This window comes from Frigoribacterium sp. CFBP 8759 (genome assembly GCF_014841655.1).
GTDB lineage: Bacteria > Actinomycetota > Actinomycetes > Actinomycetales > Microbacteriaceae > Frigoribacterium.
The window spans coordinates 133,655-148,135 of sequence record NZ_JACYUH010000004.1; the positions used below are offsets into that span (position 1 = coordinate 133,655).

At 71.3% G+C, this 14,481-nt stretch carries 17 protein-coding genes; 7 read left to right on the forward strand and 10 right to left on the reverse strand.

What is annotated here, in order from left to right; all coding sequences use genetic code 11:
- Window positions 1-108: 108 nt before the first annotated feature.
- Complete coding sequence (locus tag IFT79_RS14390) at window positions 109-819, forward strand: NADPH-dependent F420 reductase (protein WP_255350810.1); 711 nt, start codon at window positions 109-111, stop codon at window positions 817-819.
- Between the two features lie 85 nt (window positions 820-904).
- On the opposite strand, the gene IFT79_RS14395 is transcribed toward IFT79_RS14390, so the two are convergent.
- Together IFT79_RS14395 and IFT79_RS14400 are read right to left on the reverse strand one after the other, a co-directional pair.
- Window positions 905-1,330, reverse strand: coding sequence for a DUF4307 domain-containing protein (locus IFT79_RS14395; protein ID WP_056049814.1), 426 nt, complete (start codon window positions 1,328-1,330; stop codon window positions 905-907).
- Between the two features lie 205 nt (window positions 1,331-1,535).
- Window positions 1,536-1,706: a hypothetical protein gene (locus tag IFT79_RS14400; protein WP_157485568.1), complete on the reverse strand. Its 171-nt coding sequence runs from the start codon at window positions 1,704-1,706 to the stop codon at window positions 1,536-1,538.
- Window positions 1,707-2,049: 343 nt separating this feature from the next.
- On the opposite strand from IFT79_RS14400, the gene IFT79_RS14405 reads away from it, so the two are divergent.
- The gene (locus tag IFT79_RS14405) at window positions 2,050-2,850 is read left to right on the forward strand and encodes a GDSL-type esterase/lipase family protein (protein ID WP_192124974.1); all 801 of its coding nucleotides are present in this window, start codon (window positions 2,050-2,052) and stop codon (window positions 2,848-2,850) included.
- Here IFT79_RS14405 and IFT79_RS16990 read toward each other — a convergent pair.
- Window positions 2,847-3,695: a septum formation family protein gene (locus IFT79_RS16990; protein ID WP_192124976.1), complete on the reverse strand. Its 849-nt coding sequence runs from the start codon at window positions 3,693-3,695 to the stop codon at window positions 2,847-2,849. The genes IFT79_RS14405 and IFT79_RS16990 overlap by 4 nt on opposite strands.
- A gap of 179 nt (window positions 3,696-3,874) precedes the next feature.
- On the opposite strand from IFT79_RS16990, the gene IFT79_RS14415 reads away from it, so the two are divergent.
- The 5 genes from IFT79_RS14415 to IFT79_RS14435 all read left to right on the forward strand — a co-directional run bounded on the left by IFT79_RS14415 (window position 3,875) and on the right by IFT79_RS14435 (window position 6,376).
- On the forward strand, window positions 3,875-4,147 hold the full coding sequence (locus tag IFT79_RS14415; protein WP_192124978.1) for a hypothetical protein: 273 nt from the start codon (window positions 3,875-3,877) through the stop codon (window positions 4,145-4,147).
- 36 nt (window positions 4,148-4,183) lie between these two features.
- Window positions 4,184-4,612: a hypothetical protein gene (locus tag IFT79_RS14420; RefSeq protein ID WP_055976381.1), complete on the forward strand. Its 429-nt coding sequence runs from the start codon at window positions 4,184-4,186 to the stop codon at window positions 4,610-4,612.
- A gap of 251 nt (window positions 4,613-4,863) precedes the next feature.
- Window positions 4,864-5,373, forward strand: a complete 510-nt coding sequence (locus IFT79_RS14425) for a hypothetical protein (protein ID WP_055976379.1) — start codon at window positions 4,864-4,866, stop codon at window positions 5,371-5,373.
- On the forward strand, window positions 5,370-5,906 hold the full coding sequence (locus tag IFT79_RS14430) for a DUF6611 family protein (RefSeq protein ID WP_055976377.1): 537 nt from the start codon (window positions 5,370-5,372) through the stop codon (window positions 5,904-5,906). The genes IFT79_RS14425 and IFT79_RS14430 overlap by 4 nt, the downstream gene beginning before the upstream one ends.
- The gene (locus tag IFT79_RS14435) at window positions 5,903-6,376 is read left to right on the forward strand and encodes a hypothetical protein (protein WP_055976375.1); all 474 of its coding nucleotides are present in this window, start codon (window positions 5,903-5,905) and stop codon (window positions 6,374-6,376) included. The genes IFT79_RS14430 and IFT79_RS14435 overlap by 4 nt, the downstream gene beginning before the upstream one ends.
- A 54-nt stretch (window positions 6,377-6,430) precedes the next feature.
- Here the strand turns inward: IFT79_RS14435 and IFT79_RS14440 are convergent, their stop codons facing one another.
- The 7 genes from IFT79_RS14440 to IFT79_RS17000 are packed head-to-tail and all read right to left on the reverse strand — an operon-like array spanning window position 6,431 to window position 14,324.
- The gene (locus IFT79_RS14440; RefSeq protein WP_056049824.1) at window positions 6,431-7,120 is read right to left on the reverse strand and encodes a response regulator transcription factor; all 690 of its coding nucleotides are present in this window, start codon (window positions 7,118-7,120) and stop codon (window positions 6,431-6,433) included.
- Entirely contained in the window at window positions 7,117-9,621 is a 2,505-nt protein-coding gene (locus IFT79_RS14445) for a DUF4118 domain-containing protein (protein ID WP_192124979.1), read from the reverse strand. The genes IFT79_RS14440 and IFT79_RS14445 overlap by 4 nt, the downstream gene beginning before the upstream one ends.
- 4 nt (window positions 9,622-9,625) lie before the next feature.
- Window positions 9,626-10,231: a potassium-transporting ATPase subunit KdpC gene (kdpC, locus tag IFT79_RS14450; protein WP_137847194.1), complete on the reverse strand. Its 606-nt coding sequence runs from the start codon at window positions 10,229-10,231 to the stop codon at window positions 9,626-9,628.
- Window positions 10,232-10,262: 31 nt separating this feature from the next.
- The gene (gene kdpB / locus IFT79_RS14455) at window positions 10,263-12,422 is read right to left on the reverse strand and encodes a potassium-transporting ATPase subunit KdpB (protein ID WP_192124981.1); all 2,160 of its coding nucleotides are present in this window, start codon (window positions 12,420-12,422) and stop codon (window positions 10,263-10,265) included.
- 2 nt (window positions 12,423-12,424) lie between these two features.
- A complete protein-coding gene (gene kdpA / locus IFT79_RS14460) occupies window positions 12,425-14,098 on the reverse strand; it encodes a potassium-transporting ATPase subunit KdpA (protein WP_192124984.1) in 1,674 nt (557 codons plus the stop codon).
- On the reverse strand, window positions 14,098-14,187 hold the full coding sequence (gene kdpF / locus IFT79_RS16995; protein WP_071257733.1) for a K(+)-transporting ATPase subunit F: 90 nt from the start codon (window positions 14,185-14,187) through the stop codon (window positions 14,098-14,100). The genes kdpA and kdpF overlap by 1 nt, the downstream gene beginning before the upstream one ends.
- Window positions 14,184-14,324, reverse strand: coding sequence for a hypothetical protein (locus tag IFT79_RS17000; protein WP_156155567.1), 141 nt, complete (start codon window positions 14,322-14,324; stop codon window positions 14,184-14,186). The genes kdpF and IFT79_RS17000 overlap by 4 nt, the downstream gene beginning before the upstream one ends.
- Between the last annotated feature and the right edge of the window lie 157 nt (window positions 14,325-14,481).

Consider the following 14,481-nt stretch of genomic DNA (forward strand, 5'->3'; position numbering starts at 1 on the left):
CTGTCGCATGCGGGGCGATCTCGTGACGGTCCGGCGGGTGACGATCACATCACGACGAGGTCACGCCCATCGCCCGGGGACCCCGGCGCGAGCCGGCCGGACCTTGCGATGCCCTGGGAGAACGTCGTCGTCGGGAAGGCATCGGGCGGGCCATCGGTTGCGTTGCGCATGACAACCTACGGAATCATCGGAGCAGGCAACATCGGCAGCCAGGTCGCCCGGGCGGTCATCGCCCACGGCCACGACGTCGTGATCAGCAACTCGCGCGGCCCCGAGACCCTGGCCGACCTCGTGGCCGACCTCGGCCCCAAGGCCCGGGCCGCCACGGCGACCGAGGCCGGCGAAGCGGGCGACGTCGTCGTCGTCACCGTCCCCCTCAAGAACGTCGACCAGGTGCCCGTCGAGCCGCTCGCGGGCAAGACCGTGATCGACACGAACAACTACTACTTCGAGCGCGACGGCCACATCACGGCGCTCGACGAGGGCACCGACACGACCGCCGAGATGCTGCAGCGCCACCTGCCCACCAGCACGGTCGTCAAGGGCTTCAACCACATCCCGGCCGACGACATCACGACCGACACCGCCCCGGCCGGCACCCCCGACCGCCGCGCGCTGGCCACGTCGAGCGACTCCCCCGAGGCCGTCGCCCTGATGACCGACCTCTACGACGAGCTCGGCTTCGACACCGTCGACGTCAGCCCGTTGTCCGAGAGCTGGCGCGTGGAGCGCGACCGCCCGGCCTACGTCGTCCGTCAGACGAAGGACGAGCTCGTCGCCAACCTGGCGAAGGCGAACCGGGTGCCGCAGGCCTCCTGACCCGGCCGGGCGGTGACGCCGCCCGACGAACGCGACCCGCGCCTCCTGCAGGAGGCGCGGGTCGCGTCGTTCGTGGAGGTGCCGGTCAGAGCACCCAGCAGCGGTAGGCCGAACCGGTCACCGCGCGCTCGCTGGTCACGAGCGAGGTCGTGTAGGTCTGCGTGAACGTGTCGACCGCGGGGAGGTCGACGACCTTCCACCCGACCACCGCGCGGTTCTCGTTCAGCGCCTGCACCGCACAGCCGACGTCCGTGCCGCCCGCGACGTTGATCGTGTACTGCACCTGGACGGCGTCGTCGCCCGCGACGGTGAAGCCGTAGTGGCTCACCTCGAGCTCGGCCGAGTCGCCGTCGAACGCGACGAGCACGACCCAGGCCGCCACCACGACGGCCACGACGGCACCCGCGACGAGGGCGATCAGTCGCGATCGACGAGTCCGGCCCGGCCGCCGGCCGTACCGACTGTCGAGCCGTGAGGCCGGATCGGCGCGCGCCGGGTCGAGGGTCTGCATGGCGTCAAGGGTAGGAGGCGCCGGCTCGGAACCGCATGGACGTCACGTCCCGCGGTGGCCGGCCGGCCGAGGCGGGCCGCCTGGACGGCTCGGGCCGCCTCGTCGGGTCAACCCGCCTCGAGGGGTCAGGCCGCTTCGGCCGCGAAGAGCATCGACAGGTCGAGGGGCTCGGTGGGGGCCAGTTCGACGTAGACCAGGTCGTCGTTCACAGGAAGAGCCCGTTGCTGAGGAAGAGGGCGGCGACGAGGCTCGCGCTGGCGCCGACGGCCGCCGTGGCGATGACGAAGAGGGTCGCCTGGCGTTCGGTCTCGCGGACCTCGGAGAAGGGGCTCTGGTCCGCGTCGATGCGGCGACGCGACGGCGTGAGGAGTGTCATGGTGTGTCCGATCTCGGCAGCCCTGTGCTGCCTGCCCGTCATGCTGTTGCCGGAGGGGGCGCGACCCGGTCGCGTCCCGCACCGCCCGTGAAGTCGGTGCATAGGAATGAAACCACGGGATAGCTAGTCCCTCTAACTACTCGACCGGGCTGTTCGCATTGCGGACAGCGCCCCCTCTCCGTCGTCGACCAAGCCGGCTCCGAGGCCTGATTCCCCGGCCTTCTGCGCCACCCACCCCCGAAAGGGGAATGTCCTCATTTCGGGGGACCGGCAGACTGACCTCGGTCTCGGGACGAGACCGCCGGAGGCCGCGCCTCCTGCACTGCACGGATTGCGAACGCACATGCCCCTGGTCGAGACCCCGACCCCCCGCCCGCACGGCCGCCTGATCGCGGCCGTCCTGCGCGCCTCCCAACCCCTCTTCCGCCTGCACCTCGCGCTGTACCGGCGCGAGGTGGCGCGGGCGCCCTACCCCCGCGACGCCCGCCACATGACCGTCGACGGCCCGGACCCCGTGCACCTGCTCTTCGTCGGCAGCATCGCCGTCGAGGGCTTCGGCGTGCTCGCGCATGACCTGACCTGCGCCAGCCAGACCGCCCGCCTCGTCGGCTCGGCCCGGGGCCGCGGCGTCACCTGGCGCGAGGTCTCGGCACCCGTGCTCACCGCCGCCGAGGCCGCCCGCGTCGAGCTGCCGGCCGAGCCCGCGGAGGCGGCGGTGGTGCTGCTCGGCATCTGTGACGTCCTGCTGGCGACCGGGGGCGCCTCCTGGGAGGCCGACCTCCGCCGTCTCGCCGACCGGGTGCGCGAGACGGCCGGCCCCGACTGCCGCATGGTCTACGTCGGCATCCCGCCGATGGCCGAGTTCCGGCCGATCCCCCCGGTCGCCAAGCGACTGCTGACCCGTCAGATCGAACGGCTGAACGCGCTGACGGCCCGGGTCGCCCTGACCACGCCCGGCGCATCGTGGGTGCCGTTCCCCGAGTGGCGGTCCGAGGGGCTGTACCACCAGGAGCTGTTGTCGTGGGCCACCATGCACCGGCGCTGGGGGCAGGCGATCGCGCCGGCCGTGGTGAGGTCGCTCGGGGGCGTCACCGCCGCCGAGGCGCGCCACGAGAGCGACCCCGGGCCGGGAGTCCCGGCCTAGACGCCCGAGTCCGCCAGGCTGCCGACGCGGGTCGTGCCGTACGTGTACGCGTAGCAGACGACCGAGCGCTCGCCGTCGTCCCAGCCCTTCTCGGTGGGGGCGAGCACGCCGTAGTCGGCGAGGGACTCGTCGTACGAGGCCCCGACGTAGTCGCTGAAGGCCGCGTCGCAGAGGTCGGCCGCCTCGTCCAGGACCTCGTAGCCGCCAGGGAACGCCCCGCCGTCCAGCTCGTCCACCAGGTAGGCCTCTTCGTCGTGGGCCTCGTCGCACGAGGCGGTCTCGACGTCGCCGGTGCCCTCGCGACCGAGGTCGCCGACGGTGAAGCAGGTGCCGACGTCGAGCCCGTCGACGCTGGTCACGCCCGAGAAGTCGAGGGGGTAGAGGTAGTCGCCGTAGACCGCGTCCGAGCCGAAGTACGTGGTGGGGTCCTCGTCGGCGTACGACGAACCGTCGTCGTAGCCGTAGCCGGCCGACCCGCCGGCGAGCGACATCCCGCCGAGCAGGCCGGCACCGCCGCCGACGATCAGGGCGACGACCGCGGCACCGACGATCGCGAGGACCCAGGGGGTCCTCGACGGCTGCGACGGCAGGGCGGGGAGGAACGCAGGAGGCGCGGCGTAGGGGTCCTGCGTCGGCCACGGCTGCCAGGGGGCCTGGGCCTGCGGCTGCGGCTGCTGCTGGGGCTGCGGCTGCTGCTGCGGCCACCCGGGCGACTCGGACCCGGGCTGGGGCCACCCCTGCGGCTGCTGCTGCGGCTGCGGCTGCTGCTGCGGCTGCGGCTGCTCGGGCTGCTGCCATCCCTGCGGTCGCTGCTCGGGTGCGCCCGGCTCGATCGGTGTGCTCACGGTCGTCCCCTTCGTGGACCGGGCGGTCGGATCACCGGGTCACGCCGGATCATATCCAGCCCCGGGCACCCCGCTCGACCCCCTGTCCGGGAAGACGATCGTGATCTGGTTGCCCGCCCTCCCGGCCTGACCTACACTCGATCCGTTCGAACACACGTTCGAACGTGCAGGAGGACGACATGAGCACCCAGACCACCCACGAGCCCGTCGCGCTGTGGTTCGAGCGCGACCTGCCGGCGCGACTGGTCTGGTCCTGCCGACGGTGGCGGGTGAGCGACACCCCGACCGAGCTGCGGGTCGAGCCGGCCGTGACGCCCCCCTTCATCACGCATCCGCCCCGTCGCTTCGTCGGCTGGCGTTTCCAGGCCACCGACGACGACGGCACCACCCACATGTTCGAGGTCGTCCTCGGCACCGACGGCGGCTGGGTGCTGGGGCGCGTCTACGACTGACCCGGGACGACGACGGGCGGCTGCGAGGATGACGTCATGACGGACCCCCTGCTCGAACGCATCGAGCGCTACATGGCCAGGTCACCGGTGAGCGAGTCGTCTCGCCTCACCGCCTGGGCCCGGACGCTCGCCCTCGGCGAGCTGGTCCGCGTCCTGAGGACGAACGAGCCCACCGACGTCGGAGTGCAGACCCTCGAGTCGCAGCTGCGATTGGCGGCGACCATCACGCGGGACAGCGGCGGGGACCTCGAGGTCGCGGCCTCGCACCACGATCGCCTCGCTGCCGATCTCACCGCCGTGCAACCGGATGCGGACCAGTACTCTCCCGTCCGCAACGCCGCCCGCGCCCATCGCATGGCGGCGGCCATCTGCCGTGGTGATCACTCGGACCTGCGCCGCTTCGCCTCCCACCCGAGGCACGGGACCGACTACACCGCGGCGCTCCGGTTGCCGTCGACCGACTGACGGTCGGGGCCCCCCGGCAGACCGCGGCCGGGGCCCGGTCGGAGACTCCCTGGGCGGCCCGGATGGCGGCCCGCGTCGAAGGGTGACGAGGTCCTCGCGCACGGGTTGCGTCAGGATGTGGGGCCACGGCGTTCAGATGTCGCAAGGGACTCCGTCTCGCGCGGCTGGGCCGCTTAGGACTGTCTCATGCACTCATCGCCGGCCACCCCTGACACGACCTGCGACCGCCGTGTCGCGCGTCAGGTCCGTTCATGACCCTCACGGACATCCTTCCCTCGATGCGACGGGTGATCGCCGACCCGTTCGTCCCCGACGCCTGGCCGGAACGGACTCGTCCGACCCTGGACGACGTCGTCATCGGCGGGGTGTCCCTCGTCCGCCTGGCGAGCATCTGCGAGACGCCGTGCGTCCACACGGGCGCTGCCCTCGTGCCCCGCTCCGGTGGCCGGGTGTCGACCGTCGACGACGCCACGGCGATCGTCGTCACCGTCAGCAACGTCTGTCGCCACAGCTCCGGTGCGATCGTCGTCCAGGTGGACGCCCGACTGGGTGCGGTGCCCGTCGCCATCGGGGAGCTGCGTCTGATCGGGCGGATCTCGACGGCCCACGACGTGGCCATGGTGATCGGCCTGCAGGACGAGGGGCCCGATCTCGCCGTGGCCGACCTGCCCGGAGACCTTCGCATCGGCGACCTCCTGGCGGTCCCGTGCCCGGGCGACATCACGGTCGGGCGTCTGCGCCGGCACCAGAGCCGACGATGACGACCCCTGGCGCCCTCCCGACGATGCGTCACGCCGTGCACGACGTCGTGGACGGTGCTCATTCGTGGGGCACGCTGGACCAGGCTCCGGCTCGGTCGACGGTCGTGCAGCAGATCACCCTCCGGGTGTTCCGACCGGGAACGAGCCTCCGCGAGAGGAGGCTCCTCCATCTCCGGCAGATCTGGCCCGTCGCCGGGGCGATCTGCTCGGCCGTGTCGCTCCTCGTCCTGGCATCCCGGGTCCCGGCTCCGGTGGCGGCCTCGATCGCTCTGGCCCTCTACGGTCTCGGGTTCCTGTGCCTCGACGTCATGACGACACGGCTCCGGGCCACGGTGCGAGAGCTGACGGCGTCCTCGACGTGCACCCCGGGCGGTCTGGTCGTGCTCGGTGACGCCGCCTGCGTCCGCGCGACGGCTGCGCGGCTCGTCGCCCTCGAGCGGGAATTCGCGTCAGGCCACCTCTCGCTCGAGCGGTACCTCGCGCGCTGGAACGAGGTCTACACCGCGTTGCCGGCGGATTCGAACCGGACATGACGTCGAAGACGTCGGTCCCCGTCGCCACTCGTTTCTACGGAACGGGGCCGCAGTTCGATGCCCTCGCCCTGGAGGTCGACGATTTCTCGGCCGCATCGCGACGCGACTCCCGGGACGCGGGCCGGTTCTTGACCGACGTGTTGGAGACGCAGCTGCGGCACCTCCGACCGGTGAGCCAGATCCTCCTCCTGGAACGCATCCGCGCCTCCGGACGCGTCTCGGGGTCTCACTTCTCGACCCTTCGCGGCGTCTTGTCGCGCACGCGGGCCGTGGCGGCGAACACCCACGGCATGGACGTCTCGACCAACGCGCTGCTCTTGCCGGCCTCTCGAGCCGACGCCCTGTCGGAACCGGACGTGCTCGACCTCGTGCGGCACCGCCCCCTCCAGGCGACGGGCGTCGTCCTCGATCACCACGTCCCCGTTCGGGTCGGACGTCTCAGGGAGTCCCTCAGCGCACCCGTCCTCTGACCGCCATCGTGTACTTCCCTGACGACGGGGGCAGGAGGCGCGTGGCATCCGAGGTCAGCTGCTCGGCTCGTCGGGCACGAAGCGGTAGCCCATGCCCTGCACCGTCTGGAGGTAGCGAGGTTGAGCCGGGACCGCTTCGAGCTTCTTCCGGAGTTGGGAGACGTACAGCCGCAGGTACCCGCCGTCAGTGGTGTGTGCCGGACCCCAGATCCGGGTGAGGATGTCCTCCCGTGTGACGAGACGCCCCGGGTTCCTGACCAGGATCTCGAGGATGCGCCATTCGGTGGGAGTCAGGCGGATCGCCTCGTCCGGTTCGCGGACGACGCTCTTGGCGACGAAGTCGATCCGGATGCCCCCGAACGTCTCGGACGGTTGATCGGGGGTCGGAGTCGTCCGTCGCGTCAGCGCCCGGAGGCGGGCCAACAGCTCGTCCATGGCGAACGGCTTGGTGATGTAGTCGTCTGCGCCGGCATCGAGCGCCTCGACCTTGTCCGCGGCGCCGGCTCGGCCCGAGACGACGAGGACCGGGATGTTGCTCCACCCGCGGAGGCCTTCGATGACGCCGAGCCCGTCGACGTGCGGCATGCCGAGGTCGACCATGACGACGTCGGGATGTTCTTCGACGACGGCGCGGAGCGCCTCGGCTCCGTCGGCGGCGGTGGCGATGTCGTAGCCGACCGCCCCGAGGGTCAGGGTGAGGGCCCGGACGAGCTGCGGATCGTCGTCGGCGATGAGGATCTTCATGCGTGGTCCGTCCCGGTCGTCTGATGAGCCACAGGAAGGGAGACGACCATGCTGAGCCCGCCTCCCGGGGTCTCCTCGGCTCGGAGGGTGCCCCCCATGCCCTCGGTGAAGCCCTTGGAGATGGCGAGTCCCAGCCCGAGGCCGGCGGTGTTGTCGGTGTCGCCGAGGCGCTGGAAGGGAACGAACACCAGGTCCAGGCGTTCGGGACTGATCCCCGGCCCCTGATCGGCGACGCGGATCTCCACGGCGTCCCCGAAGCTGCTGCTGGAGAGACGCACCGGTGTCCCCCCGGGGGCGTACTTGAGGGCGTTGTCGAGCAGGTTCACCAGGACGCGCTGGAGGAGGACCGGGTCGGCGTCGGCCTGGGGAACGTCCTCGCCGATCCGGAGCTCGATGCGTCCGGGGTCGACCTGGAGTTCGTCCACGGACGCGAAGAGGACGTCGTCGACGTCGACGGGTTGGCGTGACACCGCGAGGGCTCCCGCCTGGACGCGGCTGACGTCCAGGAGGTTCGTGACGAGGGCCGACAGCGCGTCGAGGCTCTCGTGGGCCGTGGTGAGGAGTTCGTCGCGGTCGCGGTCCGCCCAGACGACGTCGTCTTGTTGCAGGCCCGTCACGGCCGCCGTGGCCGAGGCGAGCGGCCGCCGCAGGTCGTGTCCGACGGCGGCGAGCAGTGCCGTGCGGACCTGGTCCACCTGCGCCAGCGGCCCCGCGGAGTCGGCGGTCGCCGACAGGGCCTTGTGTTCCAGGGCCGTCTCGACCTGGGCCGCGATGACCGCGAGGAGGCGCCTCTCGGACGCCGCCATCGGCGGTCCGGTCATCTCGAGGCGCGCACGGGTGCCGACGGGGACGATCGTCGTCTCGTCGCCGGCCCGGGGTGCGCCGAGGGAGTCGACGACGTCACCGTCGACGTCGATGACGGAGACCGTCCGCAGGCGGAAGGCGTCCTGGGTGCGGGACAGGAGCGCGTGGAGCGCGTCCTGGCCGCGGATGACGCCCCCGGCGACGGCCGCGAGCAGTTCGGACTCGGCGACGGCACGCGCCGCCGCCCGGGATCGACGGGCAGCCTGGTCGACCACGTAGCTGACGAGCAGGGCGATGACGACGTAGAGGACGAGGGTCAGGAGGTGCAGCGGCCGGCCGACGGTGATGCTGTCGTAGGGCTCGACGAAGAAGAAGTCCAGCGTCACTCCCGAGAGCACCGCCGCGAAGAGGGCCGGCCAGATCCCGCCGACGAGCGCGACGACCACGACGAGCAGCTGGTAGACGAGCACGTCGCTCGTGAGCGATTCGTCGCTGCGGAACATCACGAGCAGCCAGGTCACGATCGGGCCGAGCACCACGGCGAGACCGCCCCCCAGGAGGCGACGCCGCAGCGTCAGCGCGCCTCCTGCCCGGGGGAGGGTGACCCGGCCGCCGCCGGCGGCGGAGTGGGTCACGATGTGCACGTCGATGTCACCCGATTCGCGGATGACGGTGGCGCCGATCCCCGGGCCCGTCAGGGCTGCGGCGACACGGCTCCGGCGGCTGACGCCGATGACGAGTTGGGAGGCGTTCATCGCCTTCGCGAACTGGACCAGGGCGACGGGGACGTCACCACCGACGACCTGGTGATGGGTGCCGCCGAGTTTCTCCGTCAGGGCGCGCTGCGCCGAGAGAGCACCCGGGTGCGCATCGCGGAGGCCGTCCTGGGCGATGACGTGCACGGTGACGAGCTCGCCCCCGGACGACCGGGCGGCGATGCGGGCGCCACGACGGATGAGGGTCTCGCCCTCCGGCCCGCCGGTGAGGGCGACCACGACCCGCTCCCGCGCCTCCCACTTGCTGTCGATCCCGTTCTCGACCCGGTAGGCCTTCAGGGCGCTGTCGACCTCGTCGGCCAGCCACAGCAGAGCCAGCTCCCGCAACGCCGTCAGGTTGCCGAGGCGGAAGTAGTTCGACAGCGCGGCGTCGATGCGGGCCGCCGGGTAGACGTTCCCCTCGGCGAGACGGTCGCGGAGCGCCTGGGGGGCGAGGTCGACGACCTCGATCTGATCGGCGCTCCGGAGCATGCTGTCGGGGACGGTCTCGCGCTGGGCGGCCCCGGTGATCTTCTCCACCACGTCGTTGAGTGACTCGATGTGCTGGACGTTGACGGTCGAGATGACGTCGATGCCCGCGTCGAGGAGGACCTGGACGTCCTGCCACCGCTTCTGCCGGGCCGAGCCCGGAGCGTTGGTGTGGGCGAGCTCGTCGACGAGGGCGAGGTCGGGTCTCCGGGCGAGGACCGCGTCGACGTCCATCTCCGTCAGCTCGATGCCGCGGTGCAGGGTCGTCGTCCGCGGGACGACCTCGAGATCGCCGAGCATGGACGCCGTGGCCTCGCGGCCGTGGGTCTCGACGACGGCGACGACGACGTCCTTGCCCTCTCGGGCGAGCCGGGTCCCCTCTTCGAGCATGGTGTAGGTCTTGCCGACGCCGGGGGCGGCGCCGAGCAGCACCCGGAGCCGCCCCCGCTTCACGGTCTCAGCGTCCCGTCTCGGCCAGGGCCGCGTTGAGCTCGAGCACGTTCACGGTGGGCTCGCCCAGGTAGCCGAGGTCGCGGCCCTGGGTGTGCTCCTCCACGAGCGCCTCGACGTCCGCGACCGGCAGGTCACGTGCCGCGGCGACCCGCTCGACCTGGATGCGCGCGTACTCGGGGCTGATGTGCGGGTCGAGCCCGGACGCGGAGGCGGTGAGCGCGTCGACGGGGACGTCCTCCGGGGCGACTCCGTCGCTCTCGGCGATCGCCGCCCGCCGCTCCTCGACGGCCGCGATGAGGTCCTCGTTCTCGGGCCCGTAGTTGCTGCCGCTCGAGGCGGAGGCGTCGTAGCCGTCACCGGCAGCCGAGGGCCGCGACTGGAACCACTCGGGCAGGGCGACACCGTCGGCGTCGGTGAAGGACTGCCCGATGAGTGACGAGCCGACGGTCTCACCGTCGACGTGGACGGCGGAACCGTCCGCCTTGCCGCCCAGGACGAGCTGGCCGACCCCGGTGACGACGGCCGTGTAGGCCACGCCGAGGACGACGGTGAAGACGAGCATCGCGCGGAGGGCGACACCGTACTGGCGGAGCAGGGTGCGGGTGTTCATGGTCTCTCTCTCGTTCGTCGTCTGCGTCGGTTCAGAAGCCGGGGAGCAGGCTGACGATCAGGTCGATGATCTTGATGCCGACGAACGGGGCGACGACGCCGCCGAGTCCGTAGACGAGGAGGTTGCGCGACAGGATCGACGACGCCGATGCCGCCCGGTACGCCACGCCGCGCAGGGCGAGCGGGATGAGCACGACGATCACGAGCGCGTTGAACACGATCGCCGACAGGATCGCCGAGGCCGGCGAGGACAGCTGCATGACGTTCAGCAGCCCGAGGCCCGGGAACACCCCGGCGAACATGGCCGGGATGATCGCGAAGTACTTCGCGACGTCGTTGGCGATCGAGAACGTCGTGAGGGCACCCCGGGTGATGAGCAGCTGCTTGCCGATGCGGACGATGTCGATCAGCTTCGTCGGGTCGCTGTCGAGGTCGACCATGTTGCCGGCCTCCTTGGCGGCCGAGGTGCCGGTGTTCATCGCGACGCCGACGTCGGCCTGGGCCAGGGCCGGGGCGTCGTTGGTGCCGTCGCCGGTCATCGCGACGAGCGCGCCTCCTTCTTGCTCCCGGCGGATGAGGGCGAGCTTGTCCTCCGGGGTGGCCTCGGCGAGGTAGTCGTCGACGCCGGCCTCGGCCGCGATCGCCTTGGCGGTCAGGGGGTTGTCGCCGGTGATCATGACCGTGCGGATGCCCATGCTGCGCAGCTCGGCGAACCGTTCGCGCAGGCCGGCCTTGACGACGTCCTTGAGGTACACGACGCCGAGGACGCGAGCGTCCGAGGCCGTGCTCTTGATCGCGACGACCAGGGGGGTCCCTCCGGCGTTCGAGATGTCGTCGATGCGGGCCTGCAGTTCGTCGTGCTCGGCGCCGGCGAGAGGGCGGTCCTCCTCGACCCAGGCGATGACGGAGGCGCCGGCGCCCTTGCGGATCTGCGTGCCGTCGGGCAGGTCGAGGCCCGACATGCGGGTCTGGGCGGTGAAGGGCACGATCTCTCCCGGCCGACCGTCGGCGTCGTGCCACCCCGTCGTGAGGGCGAGGTCGACGATCGACTTGCCCTCGGGGGTCGGGTCGCTGAGCGAGGACCGGGCGGCGGCGTCGACGAGTTCGGCGCGGGCGATGCCGTCGAGCGGGGTGAACTCGGCCGCCTGCCGGTTGCCGTAGGTGATGGTGCCGGTCTTGTCGAGCAGCAGCGTCGTGACGTCACCCGCGGCCTCGACCGCGCGGCCCGACATCGCGAGCACGTTGCGCTGCACGAGACGGTCCATGCCCGCGATGCCGATGGCGCTGAGCAGCGCACCGATCGTCGTGGGGATGAGGCAGACCAGCAGGGCGATGAGCACGGGGATGCTCACCGACGCGTCGCTGTAGGCCGCGATGGGGTTGAGCGTCAGCGTCACGACGACGAAGACGATGGACAGGCTCGCGAGCAGGATGTTCAGCGCGATCTCGTTCGGCGTCTTCTGACGCGAGGCTCCCTCGACGAGACGGATCATGCGGTCGACGAAGGTCTCGCCGGGCTTGCTCGTGATGCGCACGACGACCCGGTCGGACAGCACGCGGGTGCCGCCGGTGACCGCGCTGCGGTCGCCGCCCGACTCGCGGATCACCGGGGCGGACTCGCCCGTGATGGCCGACTCGTCGACGCTCGCGATGCCCCAGACGATGTCGCCGTCACCCGGGATCAGCTCGCCGGCGGTCACGACGACCGTGTCGCCGAGCGTCAGGTCGGCCGAGGACACCGACTCCGAGGAGGCGCGCTCGGCACCGGCGTCGGACGTCGCGTCGTACGAGACCACGCGCCGGGCGGTGGTGCTGGTGCGGGTCGCCTTGAGGGTCTCGGCCTGTGCCTTGCCGCGCCCCTCGGCGACGGACTCGGCGAGGTTGGCGAAGACGACGGTGAGCCAGAGCCAGACGGCGATGGCCCAGGTGAAGGAGCCGGGGACGGGCGAGCCGCCCGAGGTCTCGGGACCGGTGAAGAGACCGGCGATCGCGAGGACCGTCGTGTAGGCGGCGCCGACCTCGACGATGAACATGACGGGGTTGTGCCACATCTCGCGCGGGTCGAGTTTGCGGAAGGCGCCGGGCAGGGCCGCGACGAGCTGGGCGGCGCCGAACGCGCCTCCTCGGTTCGTCGGGGCCTGGTCGCCCTCGCGTTCGTGGTCGGTGGTGGGGGTGTCGGTGGAGACGGACATGGTCACTTCAGCCCTTCGGCGAGCGGTCCCAGTGCGAGGACGGGGAAGTAGGTCAGCGCGGTGATGATCACCGAGACGCCGGTGAGCAGGCCCACGAACTGCGGGCGGTGGGTGGGCAGGGTCCCGGCGGTGGCGGGGACCCTGTCCTGTGCGGCGAAGGAGCCGGCGAGGGCTAGCACGAGCACGATCGGGAGGAACCGTCCGAGCAGCATCGCGACGCCGAGGGTGGTGTTGAACCACGGGGTGTTCGCCGTCAGGCCCGCGAACGCCGAGCCGTTGTTGTTCGCGGCGGAGGTGAAGGCGTAGAGCACCTCGCTGAAGCCGTGCAGGCCCGGGTTCCAGATCGACGTGCCCTCGACGTCGGCGCGCACGGCGGGGATCGCGAAGCTCAGCGCCGTGGAGGCGAGCACGATGGTCGGCGTGACGAGGATGTAGAGGCTGGCGAGCTTGATCTCGCGCGGCCCGATCTTCTTGCCGAGGTACTCGGGGGTGCGGCCGACGAGCAGGCCGGCGATGAACACCGTGATCACGGCGAGCACGAGCATGCCGTACAGGCCCGAGCCGACGCCGCCGGGGGCGATCTCGCCGAGCATCATGTTCAGCATCGCCATCATGCCGCCGAGCGCGGTGTACGAGTCGTGCATCGAGTTGACCGCACCCGTCGAGGTCAGCGTGGAGGTGGTCCCGAAGAGGGTCGATCCCCAGATGCCGAACCGCGCCTCCTTGCCCTCCATCGCGCCGCCGGCGAGTTGGGTCGCCGTGCCGGCGCCCCGCAGCTCGAACCACGTCATGGCGCTGAGCGAGACGGCGAAGATCGTCGTCATCACCGCCGCGATCGCGACGCCCTGCTTCGTCGAGCCGACCATGCGGCCGAAGGTGCGAGGCAGCGAGAACGGGATGACGAGCATCAGCACGACCTGGAACACGCTCGTCCAGGCGGTCGGGTTCTCGAACGGGTGCGAGCTGTTGGCGTTGAAGAAGCCGCCGCCGTTCGTGCCGAGCAGCTTGATCGCCTCCTGCGAGGCCGTCGGGCCGCCGGGGATCGTCGCGCTGCCGCCGGTGAGGGTCGTGACGTCGGTGGATCCCGCGAAGTTCTGGATCACACCGCCGGCGACCAGGACGATCGCCGACACGAAGGCCAGGGGCAGGAGGAGACGCGTGATCGAGCGGGTCAGGTCGACCCAGAAGTTGCCGAGCGTGCCGCTCCTCGCCCGGGCGAGCCCGCGGATCAGGGCGACGGCGACGGCGATGCCGACGGCCGCGGAGACGAAGTTCTGGACGGCGAGTCCGCCGAGCTGGACGGCGTAGCCGAGGGTCACGTCGGGCGAGTACGACTGCCAGTTGGTGTTCGTGACGAAGGAGGCCGCGGTGTTGAACGACAGGCCCTCGGGTACGGCCGGGAAGCCGAGCGAGTAGGGCAGGAACGCCTGGAGGCGCTGGATCGCGTAGACGAGGAGGACCCCGACCACCGAGAACGTCAGGACGCCTCGGAGGTAGGCCGGCCAGGTCTGTTCCGACGTCGGGTCGACGCCGACGAGGCGGTAGAAACCGCGCTCGACGCGGGCGTCCTTCGCGGTGGTGAAGATCCTCGCCATGTGGTCGCCGAGGGGGCGGTACGCGACGACGAGGACCACGACGACCGTGAGGATCTGGAGGATGCCGAACACCGCGTCCATCAGAAGCGCTCGGGCTTCACGAGGGCGTACACGAGGTACGCCAGGGCGGCCACGGCGAGGACGGCGGCCCCGATGCTGAACACGATCACAGCTTCTCGACCCCCTTCGCCACGAGGGACACCACTGCGAACACAGCGATGACGGCGAGCACGTACACGATGTCGAGCACTACGACTCCAAGGAGGACGATCGACGGGCCGGACGGCCCGGTGCCCGTCGTGGGCACAGCGAGTCAGTAGACACCGCGCCGCACCGCCGATCGCGGGCCCTTACGACTTCCCTACGGCGATCGCCGTCTTCCTCACGGACACCACACGCTCACCACACGCCCACCGGGGCCGGGAGGCGAGGCGGCGACGACGACGCTCCCGGCGGACGGCCGT